The 23,515-nt window shown below is 62.9% G+C and carries 24 protein-coding genes; 17 read left to right on the forward strand and 7 right to left on the reverse strand.

Annotated features, from left to right (window positions below):
* Window positions 1–5: 5 nt before the first annotated feature.
* The 10 genes from murG (at window position 6) to VA599_RS17175 (ending at window position 9,534) form a co-directional block, all read left to right on the forward strand.
* Window positions 6–1,088, forward strand: a complete 1,083-nt coding sequence (gene murG / locus VA599_RS17130) for an undecaprenyldiphospho-muramoylpentapeptide beta-N-acetylglucosaminyltransferase (RefSeq protein WP_346789710.1) — start codon at window positions 6–8, stop codon at window positions 1,086–1,088.
* A 37-nt stretch (window positions 1,089–1,125) separates the two neighbouring features.
* A complete protein-coding gene (gene murC / locus VA599_RS17135; RefSeq protein ID WP_021477361.1) occupies window positions 1,126–2,520 on the forward strand; it encodes a UDP-N-acetylmuramate--L-alanine ligase in 1,395 nt (464 codons plus the stop codon).
* A gap of 49 nt (window positions 2,521–2,569) precedes the next feature.
* The gene (locus VA599_RS17140) at window positions 2,570–3,481 is read left to right on the forward strand and encodes a D-alanine--D-alanine ligase (protein ID WP_104945972.1); all 912 of its coding nucleotides are present in this window, start codon (window positions 2,570–2,572) and stop codon (window positions 3,479–3,481) included.
* Window positions 3,471–4,196: a cell division protein FtsQ/DivIB gene (locus tag VA599_RS17145; protein ID WP_021477359.1), complete on the forward strand. Its 726-nt coding sequence runs from the start codon at window positions 3,471–3,473 to the stop codon at window positions 4,194–4,196. The genes VA599_RS17140 and VA599_RS17145 overlap by 11 nt, the downstream gene beginning before the upstream one ends.
* 19 nt (window positions 4,197–4,215) lie before the next feature.
* The gene (ftsA, locus tag VA599_RS17150) at window positions 4,216–5,457 is read left to right on the forward strand and encodes a cell division protein FtsA (RefSeq protein WP_425536217.1); all 1,242 of its coding nucleotides are present in this window, start codon (window positions 4,216–4,218) and stop codon (window positions 5,455–5,457) included.
* 100 nt (window positions 5,458–5,557) lie between these two features.
* Window positions 5,558–6,745 carry a cell division protein FtsZ gene (gene ftsZ / locus VA599_RS17155; RefSeq protein WP_346789713.1) on the forward strand — a complete coding sequence of 396 codons (1,188 nt, stop codon included), beginning with the start codon at window positions 5,558–5,560 and terminating at the stop codon, window positions 6,743–6,745.
* Window positions 6,746–6,857: 112 nt separating this feature from the next.
* Window positions 6,858–7,769 carry a UDP-3-O-acyl-N-acetylglucosamine deacetylase gene (gene lpxC / locus VA599_RS17160; RefSeq protein ID WP_199776287.1) on the forward strand — a complete coding sequence of 304 codons (912 nt, stop codon included), beginning with the start codon at window positions 6,858–6,860 and terminating at the stop codon, window positions 7,767–7,769.
* A 4-nt stretch (window positions 7,770–7,773) separates the two neighbouring features.
* A complete protein-coding gene (locus VA599_RS17165; RefSeq protein ID WP_104945974.1) occupies window positions 7,774–7,956 on the forward strand; it encodes a hypothetical protein in 183 nt (60 codons plus the stop codon).
* A gap of 33 nt (window positions 7,957–7,989) precedes the next feature.
* Window positions 7,990–8,478, forward strand: coding sequence for a cyclic pyranopterin monophosphate synthase MoaC (gene moaC, locus VA599_RS17170; RefSeq protein ID WP_104945975.1), 489 nt, complete (start codon window positions 7,990–7,992; stop codon window positions 8,476–8,478).
* Window positions 8,479–8,763: 285 nt separating this feature from the next.
* The gene (locus VA599_RS17175; RefSeq protein WP_346789715.1) at window positions 8,764–9,534 is read left to right on the forward strand and encodes an SDR family NAD(P)-dependent oxidoreductase; all 771 of its coding nucleotides are present in this window, start codon (window positions 8,764–8,766) and stop codon (window positions 9,532–9,534) included.
* Between the two features lie 49 nt (window positions 9,535–9,583).
* Here VA599_RS17175 and VA599_RS17180 read toward each other — a convergent pair whose 3' ends face one another.
* The 7 genes from VA599_RS17180 to VA599_RS17210 form a co-directional block, all read right to left on the reverse strand.
* Window positions 9,584–10,558, reverse strand: a complete 975-nt coding sequence (locus tag VA599_RS17180; RefSeq protein WP_104945977.1) for a TauD/TfdA family dioxygenase — start codon at window positions 10,556–10,558, stop codon at window positions 9,584–9,586.
* Between the two features lie 78 nt (window positions 10,559–10,636).
* Window positions 10,637–11,383 carry a class I SAM-dependent methyltransferase gene (locus tag VA599_RS17185; protein ID WP_346789717.1) on the reverse strand — a complete coding sequence of 249 codons (747 nt, stop codon included), beginning with the start codon at window positions 11,381–11,383 and terminating at the stop codon, window positions 10,637–10,639.
* Window positions 11,380–12,750: a LeuA family protein gene (locus VA599_RS17190; RefSeq protein WP_104948039.1), complete on the reverse strand. Its 1,371-nt coding sequence runs from the start codon at window positions 12,748–12,750 to the stop codon at window positions 11,380–11,382. The genes VA599_RS17185 and VA599_RS17190 overlap by 4 nt, the downstream gene beginning before the upstream one ends.
* Window positions 12,751–12,793: 43 nt before the next feature.
* Complete coding sequence (locus VA599_RS17195; RefSeq protein ID WP_346789719.1) at window positions 12,794–13,603, reverse strand: sterol desaturase family protein; 810 nt, start codon at window positions 13,601–13,603, stop codon at window positions 12,794–12,796.
* 414 nt (window positions 13,604–14,017) lie between these two features.
* Window positions 14,018–14,620, reverse strand: coding sequence for a hypothetical protein (locus tag VA599_RS17200; RefSeq protein ID WP_021477348.1), 603 nt, complete (start codon window positions 14,618–14,620; stop codon window positions 14,018–14,020).
* Between the two features lie 68 nt (window positions 14,621–14,688).
* Entirely contained in the window at window positions 14,689–15,198 is a 510-nt protein-coding gene (locus VA599_RS17205; protein WP_021477347.1) for a CNP1-like family protein, read from the reverse strand.
* A 14-nt stretch (window positions 15,199–15,212) separates the two neighbouring features.
* Window positions 15,213–15,977 carry an NRDE family protein gene (locus tag VA599_RS17210; protein WP_021477346.1) on the reverse strand — a complete coding sequence of 255 codons (765 nt, stop codon included), beginning with the start codon at window positions 15,975–15,977 and terminating at the stop codon, window positions 15,213–15,215.
* Between the two features lie 127 nt (window positions 15,978–16,104).
* Between VA599_RS17210 and VA599_RS17215 the strand changes: the two genes are divergently transcribed.
* The 7 genes from VA599_RS17215 (at window position 16,105) to oppF (ending at window position 23,473) form a co-directional block, all read left to right on the forward strand.
* Window positions 16,105–16,335, forward strand: a complete 231-nt coding sequence (locus tag VA599_RS17215) for a sulfurtransferase TusA family protein (protein ID WP_021477345.1) — start codon at window positions 16,105–16,107, stop codon at window positions 16,333–16,335.
* A 63-nt stretch (window positions 16,336–16,398) separates the two neighbouring features.
* Window positions 16,399–17,433, forward strand: coding sequence for a dihydroorotase (gene pyrC, locus VA599_RS17220; RefSeq protein ID WP_346789722.1), 1,035 nt, complete (start codon window positions 16,399–16,401; stop codon window positions 17,431–17,433).
* A gap of 421 nt (window positions 17,434–17,854) precedes the next feature.
* A complete protein-coding gene (locus VA599_RS17225) occupies window positions 17,855–19,471 on the forward strand; it encodes a peptide ABC transporter substrate-binding protein (protein ID WP_046155167.1) in 1,617 nt (538 codons plus the stop codon).
* A 145-nt stretch (window positions 19,472–19,616) separates the two neighbouring features.
* On the forward strand, window positions 19,617–20,537 hold the full coding sequence (gene oppB, locus VA599_RS17230; protein ID WP_021477341.1) for an oligopeptide ABC transporter permease OppB: 921 nt from the start codon (window positions 19,617–19,619) through the stop codon (window positions 20,535–20,537).
* Window positions 20,538–20,551: 14 nt separating this feature from the next.
* Window positions 20,552–21,466, forward strand: a complete 915-nt coding sequence (locus VA599_RS17235; protein WP_021477340.1) for an ABC transporter permease — start codon at window positions 20,552–20,554, stop codon at window positions 21,464–21,466.
* 23 nt (window positions 21,467–21,489) lie between these two features.
* Entirely contained in the window at window positions 21,490–22,491 is a 1,002-nt protein-coding gene (locus tag VA599_RS17240; RefSeq protein WP_021477339.1) for an oligopeptide/dipeptide ABC transporter ATP-binding protein, read from the forward strand.
* Window positions 22,484–23,473 (forward strand): murein tripeptide/oligopeptide ABC transporter ATP binding protein OppF, encoded by a 990-nt coding sequence (oppF, locus tag VA599_RS17245; RefSeq protein WP_021477338.1) that lies wholly within the window; start codon window positions 22,484–22,486, stop codon window positions 23,471–23,473. Before VA599_RS17240 ends, oppF begins: the two co-directional genes overlap by 8 nt.
* The last annotated feature ends 42 nt before the right edge of the window (window positions 23,474–23,515 follow it).

Below are 23,515 nucleotides of genomic sequence, written 5' to 3' on the forward strand. Positions count from 1 at the left end.
TGAAGATGGCGAATCGCACGGTCATGGTGATGGCGGCTGGCACGGGTGGACACATCGTCCCCGGCCTCGCCGTGGCCAAGGAATTGCAAAGCCGGGGCTGGAAGGTGGTGTGGCTGGGCACGCGCCGCGGCATGGAAAACAAGCTGGTGCCGCCGACTGGCATTGAGCTTGAGCGGCTGAACTTCCATGGAGTGCGCGGCAAGGGCCTGTTGGGTTCGATAAAGGGCGCGCTGCAACTGGCCGGCGCGTTCTTCAGCAGCGCGGCGCAGATTTTCCGCCACCGTCCGGACGTGGTGCTGGGCATGGGCGGCTACGTCTGCCTGCCCGGCGGCGTGATGGCCGGCCTGCTGTGGAAGCCGCTGGTGCTGGTCAATGCCGACGCCGGCCTGCTGCTCAGCAACAAGGCGCTGCTGCCGTTCGCCAAGAAGCTGGCCTGCGGTTTCGACGGCGACGCGGCGCGCAACGGCAAGGCGCTGGTCACCGGCAATCCGGTGCGCGGCGAGATCGAAAGCATCGCTGCGCCGGCAGAGCGTTTCGCCGGCCGCAGCGGCCCGCTGAAGGTATTGGTGGTCGGCGGCAGCCTGGGCGCCAAAGTGCTGAATGAAACGCTGCCGCAGGCGATGGCCAAGCTGCCGGCCGGCAAGCGGCCGCAGCTGGCGCACCAGACCGGCGAGGCGAACTTCGCCGCGGTCGAGGCCGCTTATCAGGCGGCGGGCCTGCGCGAGCAAGTGGAGCTGCTGCCCTTCGTCGACGACATGCCGAAGCGGCTGGCCGAGTGCGATCTGGTGATCTGCCGCGCCGGCGCGATCACGGTCAGCGAATTGTGCGCGGCCGGCGTGCCCAGCGTGCTGGTGCCGCTGGTGGTGTCCACCACCGGCCATCAGCGCGACAACGCCGAATGGATGGCTAAGGCCGGCGCGGCCTGGCATCTGCCGCAGAAGGAATTGAACGCCGATGGGCTTGCGGGCCTGCTGGCGGGTTTGGACAGAGACCAGTTGCTGGACAAGGCCGAACGCGCGCGCGCGCTGGCCCGTTCCGGCGCGGCCGGCCGGGTGGCCGACCTGTGCCAGCAGCTGGCCGGGGAATGACAGGGCGCCGTACGAGCGTTCAAGCAGAGACACAGACATGAAACACAGGGTCAAACACATACATTTCGTGGGCATAGGCGGCGTCGGCATGTGCGGCATCGCCGAGGTGCTGCACGGCCTGGGCTATACCGTGTCCGGTTCGGACATGGCCGACGGCGCCACCACCAAGCGGCTGGCCGCCGAGGGCGTGCGCGTGTTCTTCGGCCATGACGCCACCTATGTGGAAGGCGCCGACGTGGTGGTGACCTCCACCGCGGTGAAGGCGGACAACCCGGAAGTGCTGGCGGCGCGCGACAAGCGCGTGCCGGTGATTCCGCGCGCGATGATGCTGGCCGAGCTGATGCGCTTCAAGCAGGGCATCGCCATCGCCGGCACCCACGGCAAGACCACCACCACCAGCCTGACCGCGTCGGTGCTGGGCGCGGCCGGATTGGACCCGACCTTCGTCATCGGCGGCAAGCTGACCGCCGCCGGCACCAATGCCAAGCTGGGCCTGGGCGAGTTCCTGGTGGCCGAGGCCGACGAGTCGGACGCGTCCTTCCTGCATCTGAGCCCGGTGATGGCGGTGGTGACCAATATCGACGCCGACCACATGGATACCTATGACCACAGCTTCGACAAGCTGAAGCAGGCTTTCGTCGATTTCCTGCAGCGTATGCCGTTCTACGGCCGCGCGGTGTTGTGCGTGGACGACCCCAATGTGCGCGAGATCCGCGAACGCGTCACCAAGCCGGTGACCACTTATGGCCTGGACGACTCGGCCGACATCTACGCCGAGAACGTGCGCGCGGCCGCCGGCCAGATGCATTTCGACGTGGTGGTGAAGAACGGCGCCATCACCCGCTTCCCGCTGGTGTTGAACCTGCCGGGCCGCCACAACGTGCTGAACGCCTTGTCGGCGATCGCCATCGGCCTGGAGTGCGGCGCCAGCATCGAAGCCATCCAGAAGGGCTTGTCCGAGTTTGCCGGCGTCGGCCGCCGCTTCCAGCGCTACGGCGAAGTGAAGGCCAAGGACGGCGGCAGCTTCACGCTGGTGGACGATTACGGCCACCACCCGGTGGAAATGGCCGCCACGCTGGCCGCGGTGCGCGGGGCCTTCCCCGGCCGCCGCTTGCTGCTGGCGTTCCAGCCGCACCGCTACACCCGCACCCGCGACCTGTTCGAGGACTTTGTGAAGGTGTTGTCCGGCGTCGACGCGCTGCTGCTGTCCGAAGTGTACGCCGCCGGCGAAGCGCCCATCGTCGCGGCCGACGGCCGGGCGCTGGCGCGCGCGGTGCGGGTGGGCGGCAAGGTGGAGCCGCTGTTCGTCGAGGACATCGCCGATCTGCCCCAGGCCATCCTGGACGCCGCCCGCGACGGCGACGTGGTGGTGACGATGGGCGCCGGCTCGGTCGGCGCGGTGCCGGGCAAAGTGACGGCCCTGGCGGGTTGATCAGGATTTCCGTCCGCGCCGTGGGCGCGGGCTTGTTGAGGATAGATAGATGAAGCAGTACGGCAAAGTGGCGGTGTTGATGGGCGGAAGCTCGTCCGAGCGCGAAGTGTCGCTGATGAGCGGCGCCGGCGTGTTGGCGGCGCTGCAGTCCAAGGGCGTGGACGCCCACCGGTTCGATCCGTCGGAAAAGCCGTTGTCGGCGCTGAAGGAAGAAGGTTTCGCTTGCGTGTTCAACATCCTGCACGGCCCGTTCGGCGAGGATGGCACGCTGCAGGGCGCCTTGGAGGCGCTGGGTGTGCCGTATACCGGCTGCGGCGTGATGGCCTCGGCCATCGCCATGGACAAGTGGCGCACCAAGCTGTTGTGGAAGGGCGCGGGCTTGCCGATTCCGGCGTTCGAGCTGCTGGACGAGAACAGCGATTTCGACGCGATCGAAAAGACGCTGGGCCTGCCGATCTTCGTCAAGCCGTCCAGCGAGGGCTCGAGCATAGGCGTGACCAAGGTGAAGGCGGCGGGCGAGTTGCGCGCGGCGTTCGAGGAGGCGCGCAAGTACGACGCGGTGGTGATCGCCGAGCAATTCATCGGCGGCGGCGAGTACACCTGCGCGGTGATCGGCGACAAAGCGTATCCGACCATCAAGATTGAACCGGCCACTGAGTATTACGATTACCAGGCCAAGTATTTCCGCGACGACACGGTCTACCGCTGCCCGTCCGGCCTGGCCCCGGAAGTGGAAGCCCGGGCGCGCGAGCTGGCGCTGAAGGCGTTCAAGGTATTGGGTTGCCGCGGCTGGAGCCGGGTGGATTTCCTGATGGACGAGGCGGGCGAGATCTACCTGCTGGAAGCGAATACCAGCCCGGGCATGACCAGCCACAGCCTGGTGCCGATGGCGGCGAAGGTCGAGGGCATCGCTTACGAGGACCTGTGTCTGAAGGTATTGGATACGGTGCATGTGGGATAACCATCGGCTGCTCAGGAGCCTGGCCAATCTGATGCTGGGCGCCACGGCGCTGATGCTGCTGTACGCGGGGGGATTCTGGCTGACGCACGCGCCGGTGTTCCCGGTGAAGAAGATACGGATTCAGGGCGACATGAACCGGGTGACGGCCGAACAGCTGAAATTCATCGCGGAGCATGAGCTGTCCGGCACCTTCTTCACGCTGGATATCGACAAGACGCGCGCCGCCTTCGGCAAATTGCCATGGGTGCGCGACGCGCAGGTGAGACGGCGCTGGCCGGACGCGCTGGATATCACCGTGGAGGAGCATGTGGCGCTGGCACGCTGGGGGGAGAACGGTCTGGTCAATACCCGCGGCGAGCGTTTCGACGCGGCCAGCGACGCCAAGCTGCCGGTGTTTTTCGGACCGGCGGGCGCTGAGAAGGACATGACGGCGATGCTGACGCAGATGCGCCAGACCTTGCAGCCGTCGGGCCTGGCGCCGCGGGAACTGTGGCTGTCGTCGCGGCGGGCGTGGAAAGTGGTGCTGGACAACCAGCTGCAGCTGGAGCTGGGACGTAATGACGTGGCGGCGCGCGCGGAGCGCTTCGCCACCTACTGGAAGAGCGAGTTGGCGCGGTTGCCGTATCACATCGAATACGTCGACCTGCGCTACCCGAATGGATTCGCCGTGCGGATGCCCGACTACAAGGCGCCGCCGGCCAAGGGAAACAAGTGATTAGGCGTTGGAGCGACAGGTGAGCAAACCAAAGGAAAGCAAGAACATGCTGGTCGGCCTGGACATCGGCACCTCCAAGATCGTGGCGATCGTGGCCGAGGTGCTGGAAGACGGCCAGCTTAACATCGTCGGCATGGGGCACACCCCGTCGCGCGGCTTGAAACGCGGCATGGTGGTGAACATCGAGTCCACCGTGCAGGCGATCCAGCGCGCGCTGGAAGAAGCCGAGCTGATGGCCGACTGCAAGATTCACGAGGTGTTCGTCGGCATCGCCGGCAGCCACATCAAGAGCGTGAACTCGCACGGCATGGTGGCGATCAAGGATCGCGAAGTCACCAAGATGGACATCGACCGCGTGATCGAGACCGCGCGCGCGGTGACCATTCCGCCGGACCACCAGGTGCTGCACATCCTGACTCAGGAATACAGCATCGACGGCCAGGAAGGCGTGCGCGAGCCCTTGGGCATGAGCGGCGTGCGGCTGGAAGCCAAGGTGCACATCGTCACCGGCGCGGTGTCCGCCGCGCAGAACGTGACCAAGTGCGTGCGCCGCTGCGGCCTGGAAGTGTCCGATCTGGTGCTGCAGCCGATGGCCTCGGCCATCGCCGTGTTGTCCGAGGACGAGAAGGACCTGGGCGTGTGCCTGATCGACATCGGCGGCGGCACCACCGACATCGCCGTGTATGTGGGCGGCGCGATCCGCCACACCGCGGTGATCCCGATCGCCGGCGACCAGATCACCAACGACATCGCGATGGCGCTGCGCACCCCGACCAAGGAGGCCGAGGACATCAAGATCCAGCACGCCGTGGCCTTGGTGGGCATGGCCGATCCGGCGCAGATGATCGAAGTGCCGGGCGTGGGCGAGCGTGGCCCGCGCCAGATGTCCCGCGCGACGCTGGCCGAAGTGGTCGAGCCGCGGGTCGAGGAGCTGTTCCAGCTGGTGCAGCAGGAGCTGCGCCGCAGCGGTTTCGAGGAAATGCTGTCGTCCGGCATGGTGCTGACCGGCGGCGCCAGCCTGATGCCGGGCATGGTGGAGCTGGCCGAGGAGGTGTTCCACCTGCCGGTGCGCGTCGGCGTGCCCAAGTACGTCGGCGGCCTGGCCGAGGTGGTGAAGACCCCGCGCTTCTCCACCGGCGTCGGCCTGCTGCTGTACGGCAAGGACCAGATCCAGGGCTATTCCGGCCCGGTGAAGTCCGAGTCGGCCGGCATGGGCCAGATGTTCACGCGGATGAAGGCGTGGTTCGGCAGCAATTTCTGATTGAATTCGGTGCCGCCGGCAGGTGCCGGCGGCGTGTTGAAGGTTGTTCGGGCGTAGTACCAGGCAGTAATGAATGGCTCATCTTTATGAGGAGAGGAAAATGAGCGGAATGGTTTTTGAAGTCATGCAGGAAACGGCCAGCTCGGCCGTCATCAAGGTCATCGGCGTCGGCGGCGGCGGTTGCAACGCCATCGACAACATGATCACCGGCAATGTGCACGGCGTGGAATTCATCTGCGCCAACACCGACGCGCAGTCCCTGCAGCGCAACCGCGCCCCGCAGAAGCTGCAGCTGGGCACCAACCTGACGCGCGGCCTGGGCGCCGGCGCCAACCCGGAAGTGGGCCGCAGCGCGGCGCTGGAAGACCGCGAGCGCATCGCCGAAAGCCTGCGCGGCGCGAACATGGTGTTCGTCACCGCCGGCATGGGCGGCGGCACCGGCACCGGCGCGGCTCCAGTCGTGGCCGAAGTGGCCAAGGAAATGGGCATTCTGACCGTGGGCGTGGTCACCCGTCCGTTCGACCATGAAGGCAAGCGCCTGAAAGTGGCGCAGAACGGCATCGAGGACCTGAAGAAGCACGTGGACTCGCTGATCGTGATCCCCAACGAGAAGCTGATGGAAGTGCTGGGCGACGACGTCACCATGCGCGAAGCCTTCCGCGCCGCCGACGACGTGCTGAAGGGCGCCGTGGCCGGCATCGCCGAAGTGATCACTTGCCCGGGCCTGATCAACGTCGACTTCGCCGACGTGCGCACCGTGATGGGCGAGATGGGCCTGGCGATGATGGGTTCCGCCTACGCCTCCGGCATCGACCGCGCCCGCGTGGCCGCCGAGCAGGCGGTGGCCAGCCCGCTGCTGGACAACATCACGCTGGAAGGCGCGCGCGGCGTGCTGGTGAACATCTCCACCGCGCCGGGTTGCCTGAAGATGAGCGAGTACCGCGAGATCATGGGCATCATCCGCCAGTACGCGGACGAAGACGCGCAGATCAAGTTCGGCACCGCCGAAGTGGAGGACATGCCGGAAGACACCATCCGCGTGACGCTGATCGCCACCGGCCTGGGCCAGAAGAAGGCTGTTCGCAACGAGGACCGTCCGGAGTACATCAAGATCGTCAAGACCGGCACCGACGACCGCGCGGTGGAAATGGTGAACTACGAGGATCTGGACGCGCCCGCCATCATGCGCACCGGCCGCCGCCGCGCCAATCCCTCGCTGGATTTCTCCAACCCCGAGGTCAGCGAGAGCTACGACATCCCGGCCTTCCTGCGCAAGCAGGCGGACTGAACGGAGGATACGGATAGATAAACGCTATTCATGTCAGCGAATCAATCAATAAAGCATGGCAGAGCGCTATGCTAGAATCGGGTTTTCCCGTCTGGTTGAGTAGCCTGAAATGATTCTGCAGCGCACGCTGAAGCAAGCGATCAGCGCCACGGGCGTCGGTCTGCATTCCGGCGAGCGGGTGAAGCTCACCCTGCTGCCGGCGCCGCCCGATACCGGCATCGTCTTCCGTCGCACCGACTTGCCCGAGCCGGTCGACGTGAAGGTAGAACCTTCGCTCGTGAACGACACGCGCCTCTCCTCCACGCTGGTGACGGACACCGGCGTGCGTGTCGGCACGATCGAACATCTGATGTCGGCGTTCGCCGGCTTCGGCATCGACAACCTGGTCGTCGAGGTGACGGCGGCGGAGATTCCCATCATGGATGGGTCCGCCGCGCCGTTCCTTTATCTGCTGCAGACGGCTGGGGTGGCGGAGCAGCCCAAGAAAAAGCGTTTCATCCGCGTCAAACAGACAGTAATGGTGGAAGACCGCGGCGTGTGGGTCCGGCTGGACCCGCACGACGGCTTCAAGATCACCTTGTCCATCGAGTTCAACCATCCGGCGTTCAACCGCGCGCCGCAGACGGTGGAAGTGGACTTCGCCCACCATTCCTATACCGACGAAATCAGTCGGGCCCGCACTTTCGGCTTCATGCACGAGGTGGAGTACATGCGCAACCACGGCCTGGGCCGCGGCGGCAGCCTGGACAACGCCATCGTGATCGACGACGAGTACGTGCTCAATCCGGAGGGCCTGCGCTTCCCGGATGAATTCGTCCGCCACAAGATACTGGACGCGATCGGCGACCTTTACGTCGTAGGCTATCCCTTGATCGCGGCGTTCTCCGGCCACAAGTCCGGCCACGCGATGAACAACAAGCTGTTGCGCAAGCTGCTGGAAACGCCGGACGCCTGGGAATTCGCCAGTTTCGACGATCCCTTGGACGCGCCGTCCAGTTTCCACCTGTTGCCGTCAGAGGAGTGAGGCCGTGTTCGGCTTCTGGCGGCTGTGGCTGTTGGCGACGGTGCTGGCGATTGGCTGGGCGCTGTTGTGCTTCGCCCTTACCCATGACCGCCGCTACCTGCGCCGCGCGCTGGCCATCGCCCGCTGGAGCGCCGGCCTGCTGGTCGTCGTTTCCTGCTTCTGGCTGATTTTCCGCCTGCTGCGCTGATCGCGGCGGGCGTTTTCATTTGAAGGGTACGCCATGACACGACTCACCCATTTCGACGCAGCCGGCCAGGCCCATATGGTGGATGTCGGCGGCAAGGCCGCCACGGCCCGCCGCGCGGTGGCCGAAGGCGCGATCCGCATGCTGCCGGCCACGTTCGCGCTGGTGAAAAACGGCGGCCACAAGAAGGGCGACGTGCTGGGCATCGCCCGCGTCGCCGCCATCATGGCGGCCAAGAAGACCTGGGACCTGATCCCGCTGTGCCATCCGATCGCGTTGACGCGGCTGGCGGTGGACTTCGAGCTGCTGGACGGAGAATCCATGGTTCGGATAGCCGTGACCGCCGAGTGCAATGGCCAGACCGGCGTAGAGATGGAGGCGCTGACCGCGGTTAATGTCGGTTTGCTGACCATCTACGACATGTGCAAGGCGGTGGACCGCGGCATGGAGATCACCGGCGTCCGCCTGCTGGAGAAAGACGGCGGCAAGAGCGGGGCGTGGCGTCATGCCGATACCGAAGCCTGACTATTGCTGTGGCCGGAATGATATGTTCCGGCGTCGATAATGGCTTTTCCCCCCTGATATATTTTCAGTTCCTATTTTCCTCCCGGTGGTTTTGCGAATAAGTTCCGCAAGCGCCCGCTCGTGGGTTCCCATGGCGGAAAATGAATGGCTATTGCCTGCATGAGGCTGCATTGTTGATATTTAAATGGCATGTTAGTATTTTTCAGTGCTTGCCAATTTAATATTTGCAGGGAAAATTGGATTGGCTTGAGTACTCAGTCTTATCAATCCAAATAAGGGCAGATCATGTCGAAAGTCGTCGTAATCAGCGGTGGCGGGACGGGAATTGGCTATGCTTGCGCACAGCATTATGCCAAGCAGGAAATGCAGGTCGTGATATTGGGCCGCAGGATGGATACGCTGTGTCAGGCTGCGGCGAATATCGCCGAGGCGTTTCCAAAGGCGCCTGCCGTTTTGGCCTTGACTGCGGATTTATCGATCCCGGAACAAGCGCAAAACGCCTGCGATGCCATACGGCAGGAATTCAAAACCGTCGATACGCTGATCAATGCGGCGGGCAGCAATGCGATCCGCCGCGCGCCTGCGGGAAGTTACGCTGATGGTTTGGCGGGCGTGGCGAGGCGGTGGAATGATAATTTTCAAAACAACACCCTCTCGGCCGTATTGCTGACGGAAGGCATTCGCCCAATATTGAAGCGGCCCGGCGGAAGCGTCATTCTGATCAGCTCCATCGCGGCTTATCGCGGCTCGTCGATCGGCTGTTACGCGGCGGCGAAGGCGGCATTGCATCCATATTGCTACGATCTGGCGGCGGCATTAAGTCCGGAAGGCATTACGGTCAATGCCGTGGCGCCGGGTTATGTGCAGGACACCGAGTTTTTTGGCGCGGCGCTGTCGCCGGAGCAACAAAAGAGCAAGCAGGCGGAAGCGTTGAACGGCCGGGGCGGAACTCCGCAGGATGTCGCCAATGCCATTGCCTGGCTGACCTCCGCCGAAGCGGCGCATATTACGGCGCAAATCATCCAGATCAACGGCGGCGCCGAAAAGGGGCGTTGAGCCGATGGCCTTCCATTCCCGAGAACGGAATGGAAGGCTGCTCTCCTCTCTAGGCCGGACGCACTCCTCCGCGGAGCACGCCGGGCTGGATCGTATGGAAAATCGTCGAGAACGCTTCCGGCAGCGGCCGAGTGAATTCGCTCGCCAGCCAGCAACGCAGCAGGCAGCGCTCGGCGCCCGGCGCGTCGACGAACTCGGTTCGGGAATGCAGCGTGGTGTGATTGTTGACTAGGGCGATGCTGCCTTTTTCGAAGCTGACCTGCACCGACATGTCGGGATGGTTGATGACTTGGTCTATTTCGCTCAGCATCGTTTTGACTTCGTCCGGCAGCGCAATGCCGTGGCGGATGGCGGAATCGTTGAATTTCCGGATGTAGCGCAGGACGAACGCGTCATCCGACTCGCTGAGTATCGGCAAATGGCAGTAGCTGTCGCCTGAGCTGCCCTCGTCGCGAAGGTCGTGCGGGATCGGGGTCGTCAGCCATTTGATCCAGTCCGGATTCCTTTTTTCCAGAACCTCAATCAGCTTCGCCGACGAGCAGATCTTGAATTCGCCGCCATGGCTCGCCGCTTCCCAGCAGGCCAGCACCGTGATGTCGGCGCGGTCCGAGTGGAAAGCGAGCTCCTGGTTGGTCATGTGGCCGCGGGCGGGGGCCAGCTTGGAGTCTTTGTGGCCGGCATCCTTGACCTCTTTGATGACATCGCCGTTTTTGTTGATGGAGACCGGCAGGCCAAGCAGGGTGCAGAATTCGAAAAAAGCGTGATGGAACGCTTCGCGGGACGCCTGGGCCAGCGCCGCGCTGTGCAGCCAGATCGCGCCGCTGCCGGATTCCAGTTGATGATGGATGGCGTGGCGCAGCTGCTGCGCCCGCTGAGCATGCTCGGCATGGCTTGACCCGCTGACCAGTTGGCCAAGCAAGCCTTCCAGTTCCTCGGCTATCGGGGCGGGCAGCGCCAGCGCATCCGGCGCGGTCCAGGGCGCCGGCCGTTGATGGGTGATCGGTTTCAAAGCAATTGCAGGCATCGCTCGATCCTTTGATCTTTGATGTCGTTGATCGGGTTGTTTGCCGGCCGCGGCATCCGGGAAGGATGCCGCCTGCCGTCATGCCTTTTCCGCGATATAGGCGTAGATATCAAAATTCACCTTGACCGGATCGCTTCCGCCGACGGTCTGCATCTTGTCCAGAAGATAATCCGCATAGTTCTCTTCGGGCTTCTGGTCCATATATGCGGTGACGTAGCTGGTGGACAGCAGAAACAGCGCGAGTTCGAATGGAGTCAATTCAATGATGTTGGAAAATATTTTCCGTTTCGCCTCCTTGAATCCCCCGATCTGGGCAATCCTCTCCAGCGTATCGTCATATTGCAGCAGCCTGGGATCGCGGAATTTTCCCCACTTGTTGACCAATTCTTCCTCGATCAATAAGCGCAAGTCGCCGTAGGCCTGCGGCACGTCGTATTTGTAAGCGCAGAACAGGCCGCCGCCGACCAACTGGCGCTTGATGATTTCCAGCACTTTGGATCGGTCCATCCAATAGAAGGAAGTGGCGCTGGTGATGAGGTCGAAACGCCGCTCGCTCGCGTAGCTTTCGGCCGGCACGGTCGCAAAGCGCAGGGCGGGATAGTTGGCGGCGGCCTTGTCGATCAGATTGGCGCCATGGTCAATGCCTTCCACGTATGCGAAATGAGGCGCCAGCCTGATGGTAGAGACGCCATTGCCGCAGCCGATGTCCAGCGCGGCGGCGCGGCCCGGCGTCTTCGCCAGCAGGAATTGATAAAGCTCTTCCGGATATTGGATCTTGCGGCGTATGGCGTCGTAGGCATCCGCATGCTTGTCAAACTGTTTCATGCGCTGATCTCTAGCAGGCTGTCTTCATATTTTCCCTTATGGACAAAGTTGATGAAACTGCCTTTGCCATGGAGGAAGCGATAAGTATGTTCCGCGCCGGCAGGGACGAAGGCCGTGGCCGGGCTGCGCATGGTCTGGGTTTTTCCCGAGATGGAAACCTCGACGGTCAGGCCCTGGTAATCCTGTTCATCGCCCAGGAACATGAAGACGGAGTCGCAATTGTGCCGATGGCTATCGACATGGCCTTGCTCATTGGGCGCAATCGCGTCGACATGGCGCGCGATGAAATAATATGGCGACGCTTCCAGCAAGCGGTGGTCCAGCATCACGAAACGTTTGCCGGGACCGTGCCTGTGGTAGCGCAGCTCGGTCGCCGATTTTTCGAATGGCTGGATGAACAGGTTTGACTCATGCATCGCCGGATGTTTTTCGATCGCGGGCTTTGCCCGGAATAGGCCGGCGTCGAAAATATTGTATGAGCTGGCGTCTTTTTCATTTGCTTGCCGATGCAGCTTTGCGGCGTGCGCGAAGACGTTTTGCCCCGTGATGGGATGCATCGGGGAGTGGCCGATGCGGCTGAAGGTCGCGACCAGTTCGGACAAGGCCAGCGCATCGGCGAGCTTGTATAGCGGCTTGTCGGTTTTCGCCTGCAGCAAGGTGGCCAACTGGAAGGTATCCGTAATGCCCGCTCTTTCGCCAATGCCATTGCAGCTGGCCGAGATCCAGTGAACGCCGGCCCGAATCGCTTCCAGCGTGTTGGCCAAAGCCAGGCCCCGGTCGTTGTGGACATGGTATTCGAACTCCACTTGGTGGAATTCCTTGGTCAGGTTCGACAGGATTTCAAATGTCTCATGCGGGAACAGATTGCCGACGCTGTCGGCGAAGCATACCCGGTCCGCGCCGGCCAGTTGCGCGACCCTGGTGATCCGCATGAGGTCGCTGAGTGAGGTGCGGCTGGCATCCTCGATGGTGGCGCGGACGAGCAGGCCCTTGTCCTTGGCATAGCGGATGGACTCGGAGAACAGCTTGATGACCTGTTCCTGAGATTGGCCGTGGAATTTCGTCGCCAGAGAGACGACATTGAACGAGGCGAACATGCCCACCCACTGGGCGCCTGATTCGATAACGGCGTCAATGTCTTCTTGCCGGCATCTGGCGTGCGCCAGCACGGGGACGGTTGCCACCCCGACCACGGCTTTGACCCTGTCCATTTCGAAGCGGGAAATATAGGGATGGCCGCATTCGACCATGTCCACGCCAAAAGCAGATATTTTTTTCGCCAGTATGATGCTTTGCTCAATGTCGAATGAACATTGAATGGTCTGGCAGCCTTCCCGCAACGTGCAGTCGATGATTTTGGTATTCATGATGGTATCGCCATTTGTCAGCATTGTGGTTCGAAGCCCATGTTCACTTTTGAGATGTCCATTCCTTGACCGGTGTTTTGCCGAAGGGCAGAAAGATCAATTTGGCGGCGGAAAAGTCCGTATGGTGGTCCAGGCCGGTTTCAAAGCCGGTTGGGCGCTCATCGACGGAGTGGGTGCGGAAGACGCGGTCCCAGAGCGAGAAGATGAAACCATAGTTGGTATCCGTGTATTCGATCTCGCGGCCATGATGGATGTTGTGGAACGAAGGCATGACGAAAAGCTTGCTGAGCAGGTTTTCCAGCTTTTGCGGAATATTGATGTTGCAGTGATGGAAAGTGGTCACGCAGAAAGAGATCACTTCGAAAGCCACCACCGTGGTGAACGGCACGCCGATCAGCAACATGCCGGGAATGCGAATGGCGAGGACAAGGAATTTCTCGCCGAAATGCTGGCGAAAACCGGTGGTTGAATCAATATGCTCATCAAGGTGATGCATGGCATGGAATCGCCACAGCACTGGTATTCTGTGCGCAGACCAATGAATGGTGTAATTGAGCAGATCCAGCAACATGATGTCGATGACAAAAGCCAGCGCGCCGGTATACCAGTCGGGGCGATGCATCCGATAAGGAAAATCTCTGATCATATATACCATCAGCGGCGCGATGATGATCGGCGCGCTGATGAAACGATAACTGATCGCTATGATGACGTTGTTGAAGAGACGCTTTTTGCTGCGCTCAGGACTAAAGGCATGCTTGGGAAAAATGCGCTCCAGTGAAAAAATGGCTATGAACGCGATCGCGCATATTACGATGCCGTGGCTAATGATATAGGTCACTGCCTCTTTCATGATGATTACTCCAGGAGTGGTTGTTTATCGATACTAATATTACATAGGAATAATCATTGATATAACTCATGCAATATGAATTATTGCGTGGTGAATTGTTAATATCTATGTTTTTTTGCCGGCGGTTGGTTTTGAGGGCGATGGGGATATTGCAAGCCGGCGGCGATTCCGGATGTTTTGTGCCGATGATCGGCATCGCCTGTCGATGGCGAGTCTCATGGCCGGTATGTTTGCGCCATTTTTTAACGGCGGAGTTGGGCCTCGCCGGCGGGAGAGGAGGCGTGATTCGAGATGCGGCGGGCAGGCGCCGGATGGCCTGGGTTGTCTCGATTTCGCATCAAGGCCCCATGGCGCAGGCTCCGTCCGCGCCAAGCGCGAGACTCGGCAGCGCGCGCCGCGTTGGCGGGCCGGTTTTCAATCCGAGAGCGGTGAGGCCGACGCGGTATGGTGTTCGGCGGCGTGGCGCAGGCAGGGCGAGTGGATCTCGTGCCAGCGGTCGCCGCGGTTCCATTCATAGAGGCCGCGTCCCAGCTGAAGATGAAGGTAGACATGCTGGTAGCGGGAGCGCTCCAGCATGCTGTGGGTCAGCTGATTCAGTTCCGGGATGGAGATGTAGAGCAACAGCGTGGATGGGAGCGCGCCGTGTTCGAAAGTGCCGGCCGCCAGCAGCAGATGAAGCTGGTGGCCGTTCGGCACATGGTAGTCCTTGCCCACCTTGGCCTCGATGCGGCAGGCGACGTCCAGCGCGTTGGCTGGCCGGGTGAACATCCAGCCTATGCCGCCGGCCGCCTGCTGGGCCTGCTGGATTTCCTTCTTGCGGGCGTTGCGCCGGGCATATTCGCCGGCCAGCACCTCGGTCACCTCGATGGCCAGGCAGCGGCCGTCCGACAGCGACACGCCGACATCGGGCGCGGGGCACTTCAGCGATTTCACGTCGAGCGGGTCAATGCCTTTTTGCTCGAACAGTCGCCTGACCCATTCCCTTTCCCGATTTTCCTGCAGAGTTTGCTGATCCATCGGCGCCTACGCGAATGCAAGACAGATGTTTCATCTTAGAACATCCGTCGCAGGCGTCGATCATGGCGTCAACGGGCGCCGCGCAGCGAGGCGATCGCCTGGGCGGCGTCGCGCGGGGCGCTGTGCGACGGACACATCAGCTCCCGCAACTCGCGCCGGAGTTTGTCGGCGCTGTTGATCGCCAGCCACTGCGGCCGCATCGACGCGATCCAGCGGTGGTTGATGCTGTCGCCGAAGCCGTAGGCCTTGTATTGGTTGTCCTTGCACAGGATGCCCTCGGCGCTGAGGTTCTCCACGCCGCTGGGCGTGAGCACGCGGCTGACGAAGCGCACCACGCCGTCGCCGCCCACGCTGAGCGTCTTGGCGTCGACGAAGAAGCGGTTCTGCTGCAGCCAGTCGGGCTTCACTTCTATCCAGTCCGGCGTCTGCGGATAGTCGGGCAGCGCGTAGTCTTGTTCGGCCCAGGGCTGCTCTTCCTGGAATTCGATGTTCTTGTTGATTCTGTCGCTGCCGGCCAGCGCGGGCAGGCTCAGGCATAGCGCCAGCAGCGCCGGCAGGGTGGTTGCGATGGCTTTCAAATGCGGATGCTCCGTCAGCGCGCCTGTCCGGCGCGCAGGTTGTAATGTCGGCGGCCGGTTTCGCGGCCGGCCAGGCCCCAGCTCAGTTCGGAAAAACTGATGTCGCCGCGGCTGGAAACCGTCAGCAGCATCGAGGCGCGGGTGCCGTAGTCGCGGCCCTGGATGAAGATCGGCGACAGCGTCTTTTCCAGCGCCAGGCCGATGCGGGTATTGGGCAGATGGCCGGGGCCGGCCGGAGTCGGATCGGACAGCGCGGCGTAGGCCTGCTCCTCGGTCGGCGGCCGGCCGAAATCGCCCAGGCGCTCCGCCAGCCGTTGGCACTTGAACCACGGCGTGTCCAGCGTGGCGTTGGACAGCGTGTGGATGCCAGGCGTGACGCGGGCGATCTGCCGGCCGGGGCTGTGGAAGAAGAATAGGTCCGAGGTGGTGCCGAACAGCAGGTTGAACGGCCCGTAGCGGTGGCATTCCTCGCGCAGCCAGTCGGCAAAGGCGAACGGGTCGTCGTCGCCGGTGACGAAGCGCTGCACCAGCTCGCCGCGGGAGCGCTCCGCCTTGGGCGGGAAGCCGTCGCGGAAGTTGGTGACGGCGGCGATGCGGTTGCGGCCGTCCACCATCAGCCAGCCGCCGCCGGATTGCTGGTCGCGGCCGCCCAGGGTATGGGGGTATTCCGGCCACCAGTCCAGCGGCTCGGCGGGGCGGGCGTAGTATTCGTCGCGGTTGGCCAAAAGTACCAGCTGGCCCATGCCCGGCGTTTTGTAGGCGAAAGCGAGGATGCACATATTGCGGTGACCGATTTGGGTAAGGCTTGACGACTGGCGTAAACTATACGGCTGCGGCCCGCCGGTTTGCGCGGCCGGCCGCCATGTGATTCATTGTAACCTGATATGGCTGAAGGATACCCGGCCCATGACTCCCGACAAGCATATTGATCTTTCCGGCCTGAATTGCCCGCTGCCGATCTTGCGCGCCAAGAAGGCGCTGGCCGATATGGACAGCGGCGCCGTGCTGGAAGTGATCGCCACCGATCCGGGCGCGCCCAAGGACTTTGAAGCTTTTTGCCGCCAGACCGGCAACGGCCTGCTGGAATCGACCACCACCGGCGAAGGCAAGTTCCGGATGGTGCTCCGGCGCAAGTAGACATCCCTGGCGATGGTTTTCCATCGCCATTGTTTTATCCATCGTTACGGCAAGCCATCCACCATGCAGACTCTCACCCTGATCCGTCCCGACGACTGGCATTTGCACCTGCGCGACGACGCCGCGCTGGCCGCGGTGCTGCCCGACACCTGTCGCCAGATGGGCCGCGCCATCGTGATGCCCAATCTGAAGCCGCCGGTCACCACCGTGGCCGCCGCCGCCGCCTACCGCGAGCGCATCCTGGCCGCCCGTCCGGCCGGCAGCGCCTTTGAACCGCTGATGACGCTGTACCTGACCGACAATACTCGTCCGGAGGAGATTCGCCTGGCCAAGGCCAGCGGCTTCGTCCATGGCGTCAAGCTGTACCCGGCCGGCGCCACCACAAATTCCGACCATGGCGTCACCGACATCTTCAAGGCGATGCCGGCGCTGGAAGCGATGGCCGATGTCGGCCTGCCGCTGCTGGTGCACGGCGAAGTCACCGACGCCGACATCGACGTGTTCGATCGCGAGGCGGTGTTCATCGAGCGGGTGATGAAGCCGCTGCTGGCCAAGCTGCCGACGTTGAAGGTGGTGTTCGAGCACATCACCACCCGCGAGGCGGCCGAGTTCGTCGCCGCCGCGCCGGCCAACGTCGCGGCCACCATCACCGCCCACCACTTGCTGATGAATCGCAACGCGCTGTTCGTCGGCGGCATCCGCCCGCACCATTACTGTCTGCCGGTGCTCAAGCGCGAACAGCACCGCCAGGCGCTGGTCAAAGCGGCGACCTCCGGCTCGGCCAAGTTCTTCCTCGGCACCGACAGCGCGCCGCACGCCAAGGGCGCCAAGGAGGCGGCCTGCGGCTGCGCCGGCATGTACACCGCCAATGCGGCGATCGAGCTCTACGCCGAGGCCTTCGAAGCCGCCGGCGCGCTGGACAAGCTGGAGGCTTTCGCCAGCCTGAACGGCCCGGCTTTCTACGGCCTGCCGGCCAACGGCGACAGGATCGAGCTGGTCAAGGAAAGCTGGACGGTGCCGGCCGAGCTTGCCTACCCGGGCGGCAGCCTGGTGCCCTTGCGCGCCGGAGAAGGCATCGCCTGGCGTCTGCGAGGCTGATCCTCGCCTGCGATCGCACAGCCGCCTTTGGGCGGCTTTTTTTATTTGTCCTGCAGGGTGTCTGAAATCAGCCGGAAGTCTTTATTCTATTCATAAGGGAATAATTATTTTTTGACGCGGTTTGAAGGTAATTGTCTCCGCTTCGGATGAATTTTGCTTGGGTCAGGCAATAATATTTCACATGGCAAAATGCCATAAGTATAAAACGATGAAGCTGTGCAGGCCGTTGATTTGCTTGACTTGACTATTGTCGGACAGATTTTCCTTTTTGAGAAAAATGAATAGCATATTGTGCCGATAGGGGCTTGATGGAATCAAAACCCTCTGCGCATAATCGTCGGACCCACTCTGGATACAATAGAGTGAAAAAATTCGAACAACCCGCCTGACGCGGGATGCTACAGAATCAGGAGAATTAGAGATGTCGAACAAGCAATCGCTGCAGGTGATCGCCGCCGCCGTCGCGCTGGCCATGGCTTCCGGATCCGCGCTGGCCGCCAAGGTGCCGGCAGGCGTCAAGCTGGCCGCCAAGCAGGAACTGGTGCGCTCCAATGGCTCCGAGCCGGAATCGCTGGACCCGATGGTCGTGGAAGGGGTGCCCGCCAACGTCATCACCCATGACATGTTCGAGGGCCTGACCGCCACCGACAACGACGGCACGCTGGTGCCGGGCGTGGCCGAGTCCTGGAAGCAGACCGGACCCACCACCTGGGTGTTCCACCTGCGCAAGAACGCAAAATGGTCGGACGGCAGCATCGTCACCGCCGACGACTTCGTCTACGGCATCCGCCGCCTGGTCGATCCCAAGCTGGCCGCCCCGTACGCCGGCACTTTCGGCATCTTCTTCGAGAATGGCCCTGAAGTCGTCGCCGGCAAGAAGCCGACCACCGCGATCGGCGTGAAGGCGCTGGACAAGTACACGCTGGAAGTGAAGACCGCCTTCCCGGTGTCCTACCTGCCCGAACTGATGTCCAACGCCCAGCTCGGCCCGGCTCCGAAGGCCGTGATCGACAAGTACGGCAAGGACTGGACCAAGCCGGGCAAGATGGTTTCCAACGGCCCCTTCGTGCTGAAAGACTGGCAGGTCAACAGCAAGGTCGTCATCGAAAAGAACCCGCAGTACTGGGATGCCAAGAATGTGCAGCTGAGCCGCGTCAGCTTCCTGCCGATCGAAGACCAGAACGCGGACAACAAGCTCTACCTGTCGGGCCAGACCGACATGACTTATGAAATCCCGCCGGGCAGCTTCGCCAAGCTGAAGAGCGACATGCCCAAGGATCTGAAGAACAACACCATCCTCGGCATCCGCTATTACAGCCTGAACAACCGCGATCCGCTGATGAAGGATGTGCGCGTGCGCAAGGCCCTGTCCATGGTGGTTGACCGCGATCTGCTGGCGCAGAAGATCACCGCCGACGGCCAGCAGCCGTCTTACAGCGTGATGGTCAAGGGCGTGCACGGCGCGCAGCCGACCACCTACGATTGGGCGAAATGGCCGATGGCCAAGCGCGTGGACGAGGCCAAGAAGCTGCTGGCCCAGGCCGGCGTGAAGCCGGGCACCACGCTGAAGCTGTCCTACAATACCAGCGACTATCACAAGAAGATGGCGATCTTCGTCGCGTCCGAGTGGAAGTCCAAGCTGGGCCTGAACACCTCGATGGACAACACCGAGTTCAAGGTATTCCTGAAGAAGCGCCATGACGGCGATTACCAGGTGGCCCGCAACGGCTGGCTGGCCGACTACAACGACGCCACCACTTTCCTGGCGCTGGTGCAGTGCGGCAATACCCAGAACGACAACTTCAACTGCAACAAGAAGGCCGAAGAGCTGATCAAACAGGGCAACGAGTCCACCGATCCGGCCAAGCGCGCCCAGTTGCTGACCCAGGCCACCAAGCTGGTGATGGACGACTATCCGATGATCCCGGTGCTGCAGTACACGCTGCCGCGGCTAGTGAAGCCGTACGTCGGCGGCTACTCGCTGAAGAATCCGGTCGACCGCTACCGCAGCAAGTACCTGTACATCGTTCAGCACTAAGCGTGAAAGCGCGGCGTTTGTCCGCGTGACGAGGCCGGTTGTCCCGCCCGGGGCAACCGGCCGATGATTGTGGTGTTCTCGCCCTCCGGGGGAGGCCGGCGGCTGCTTGCCGCCGTCCCGGATCGGCGATCGGGAGTTTCAAGCGATGTGGTCTTACACTCTTCGCCGCGTGTTGGTTACCATACCAACCGTCTGGGCCGTGACGACGGTCTGCTATCTGCTGCTGCATATGACCCCTGGCGGTCCGTTCGATGGCGAACGCAAGATTTCTCCGGAGGTGCTGGCTAATCTGCAGGCCAAATACCATCTGGACCTGCCGTTGTGGAAGCAGTATCTCTATTACCTGAACAGCCTGCTGCATGGCGATCTGGGCGCGTCGTTCCGCTACGCGGACTGGAGCGTCAATGATCTGGTGGCCCACGCGCTGCCGGTGTCCGCCGCCATCGGCGGCAGCGCCATCGTGATCTCGCTGTTCATCGGCGTGCTGCTCGGCACCATCGCCGCCCTGCGCCAGAACAGCGCCATCGACTACCTGGTGATGCTGGTCGGCAATATGGGCAGCGCCTTCCCGTCCTTCATCATCGGCCCGGTGCTGGTGCTGATCTTCTCGATGCTGCTGCACTGGCTGCCGTCCGGCGGTTGGGATGACTTTTCCATCCAGTACATGGTGCTGCCGGTCGCGCTGCTCACCTTCATCAACGTGGCCACCATCGGCCGCGTGATGCGCGGCAGCCTGATCGAGGTGATGAACAGCAACTTCATCCGCACCGCCCGCGCCAAGGGCCTGCCGCTGCGCACCATCGTGCTGCGCCATGCGCTGAAGCCGGCGCTGATGCCGGTGGTGACGCTGCTGGGGCCGCTGGCGATCTCGTCCATCACCTCCGCCGTGGTGACCGAGTCGATCTTCTCGCTGCCGGGCCTGGGCAAGCTGATCGTCAACGGCGCCTCCAACCGCGACTACACGCTGGTGTTGGGCCTGGTGGTGCTGGTGACCGTGATCACCGTGGTGTTCAACCTCCTCGTCGACCTGGCTTACGCCTTGCTCGATCCCAAGATCCGTTATTGAGGGGGGAGCCCGCAATGATGAAAACCAAGCAAGCCGCGGCCGCCGCGGCTCTGGAAAGCGGCCTCGCCGAAGCGGCGACCGAAGGCCGCAGCCCGTGGCGCGACGCCCGCGTCCGCTTTCTTCGCAACAAAGCCGCGGTGGTCAGCCTGGTGATCCTGAGCCTGATCACCGTGTCCTGTATCTTCGGACCGATGCTGCTGCCGCACGGCTATGCCGACACCGACTGGGACGCGATCAGCCTGGCGCCGACCTTCCAGAACCTGCATCTGTTCGGCACCGACGAGCTGGGCCGCGACCTGTTGGTGCGCACGCTGATCGGCGGCCGCATCTCGCTGATGGTCGGCGCGCTGGCGACCATCGCCGCGGTGCTGATCGGCGTGATCTGGGGCGCCACCGCCGGCTTCCTCGGCGGCAAGGTGGACAACGCCATGATGCGCGTGGTCGACATGATGTACGCGGTGCCCTACCTGTTGATCGCCATCCTGATGGTGACGCTGCTGGGCCGCGAGTTCTACCTGGTGGTGCTGACCATCACCGTCCTCGGCTGGATGGACATGGCGCGCGTGGTGCGCGGCCAGACGCTGGCGATCCGCTCCAAGGAGTACATCGAGGCCGCTCACGCGATCGGCGTTTCCACCCCCACCATCATCTTCCGCCACATCGTGCCCAATCTGCTGGGCATCGTGGTGATCTACACCACGGTGACGGTGCCGGGCGTGATCCTGACCGAGTCGGTGCTGTCCTTCCTCGGCCTGGGCGTCCAGGAGCCGATGACCAGCTGGGGCGTCTTGATCGGCGACGGCACCAAGGCGATGGAGAGCCAGCCCTGGATGCTGCTGTTCCCGGCCGGCATGCTGTCGCTGACGCTCTATTGCGCCAACTACATCGGCGACGGCCTGCGCGACGCGCTGGACCCGAAAGACCGCTGACCCCAGGATAGACGAGGCAAGCCATGAGCATTTTGAAAGTCAACAACCTCGGGGTTCAGTTCCAGACCAACGACGGCGTGGTCAACGCCGTCAACGGCGTGAGCTTCGAGCTGAACAAGGGCCAGACCCTGGGAATCGTCGGCGAGTCCGGCTCCGGCAAGAGCCAGACCATGCTGGCGATGATGGGCCTGTTGGCCAAGAACGGCCAGGCCAGCGGCCAGGCGCTGTTCCACGGCCAGGACCTGCTGACGCTGCCGACCCGCGACCTCAACCGCATCCGCGGCGACCGCGTGTCGATGATCTTCCAGGACCCGATGACCTCGCTGAACCCCTACCTGACGGTGGAGCGGCAGATGACCGAGGTGCTGGAGCTGCACAAGGGCATGAGCCGGCGCGACGCCAAAAAGCGCGCGATCGAGCTGTTGGACGCGGTGCGAATTCCCGAGGCCGCGCGCCGGGTGGACATGTATCCGCACGAGTTTTCCGGCGGCATGCGCCAGCGGGTGATGATCGCGATGGCGCTGTTGTGCGAGCCGGAGCTGCTGATCGCCGACGAGCCGACCACCGCGCTGGATGTCACCGTGCAGGCGCAGATCCTGTCGCTGCTGAAGGATCTGCAGCGCGATTTCGGCACCGCCATCATCATGATCACCCACGATCTGGGCGTGGTGGCCGGCCTGTGCGAGAACGTGTTGGTGATGTACGGCGGCCGCGCGATGGAATACGGCCGCGCCGATGACATCTTCTACCACCCGAGCCACCCTTACACCATCGGCCTCTTGGGCGCGCTGCCGCGTCTGGATCACGAGGACGCCGCGCTGATCAGCATCCCGGGCAATCCGCCGAACATGGCCAATATGCCCAAGGGCTGCCCGTTCAGCGAACGCTGCGCGCACGCCGTCGCCCGCTGCGCCAGCGAGCTGCCGCCGCTGGCCGCCAATCCGCTCAATCCGCAGATTCTGCGCGCCTGTCACAAGCCGGCGGAGGAACTGGTCAAAGCCGCCGAGGAGGTGACCCATGCCTGACAACAAGCAACCCATCCTGTCGGTGCGCAACGTCAAGGTGCATTTCCAGGTCAAGGGCGGCGACGCCTGGCCATGGAGCCCGAAGAAAACGCTGAAGGCGGTGGACGGCGTCAGCTTCGACCTGTACGCCGGCGAGACGCTGGGCGTGGTCGGCGAGTCCGGGTGCGGCAAGTCCACGTTGTCCCGCGCCATCCTCAACCTGATCCCGGCCACCGACGGCGAGATCGTGTGGATGGGCAAGGACCTGCGCAAGGGCGGGCAGAAGGATTGGCTGAGCGTCCGCAAGGACATCCAGATGATCTTCCAGGATCCGCTGGCGTCGCTGAATCCGCGGATGACCATCGCCCAGATCATCGGCGAGCCGCTGCGCGTGCACCGGCCCGAGCTGTCGGCCGACGAGGTGATGAAACGCGTCAAGGCGATGATGCGCAAGGTGGGTCTGCGAGAGCAGATGATCAACCGCTATCCGCACGAGTTCTCCGGCGGCCAGTGCCAACGCATCGGCATCGCCCGCGCGTTGATCCTCGAGCCCAAGCTGATCATCTGCGACGAGCCGGTATCGGCGCTCGACGTGTCGATCCAGGCGCAGATCATCAACTTGCTGAAAGAGCTGCAGCGCGAGATGGGCCTGGCGCTGATTTTCATCGCCCACGATCTGGCGGTGGTCAAACATATCTCAGACCGCATCCTGGTGATGTATCTGGGCCGCGAGATGGAGCTGGCGCAGAAGCATGCGCTGTACGATGTGCCCTCGCACCCGTACACCCGCGCGCTGTTGTCGGCGATCCCGGTGCCGGATCCTAAGCTGGAAAAGAACAAGACCATCCAGATCCTGCAGGGCGATCTGCCTAGCCCGATCAATCCGCCGTCCGGCTGCGTGTTCCGCACCCGTTGTCCGCTGGCGGAGGCGCGCTGCGCGCAGGAGGTGCCCAAGCTGCGCCGCCTGAGCGAGGAGACCCAGGCGTCCTGCCTGTTGGCCTGATTCCGCCGCGCCGCAGCATATGCGCCGCCAGCCTTAGGGTTG

Origin of the sequence: Chromobacterium indicum (assembly GCF_039708975.1) — a bacterium.
GTDB classification, from domain to species: domain Bacteria; phylum Pseudomonadota; class Gammaproteobacteria; order Burkholderiales; family Chromobacteriaceae; genus Chromobacterium; species Chromobacterium piscinae.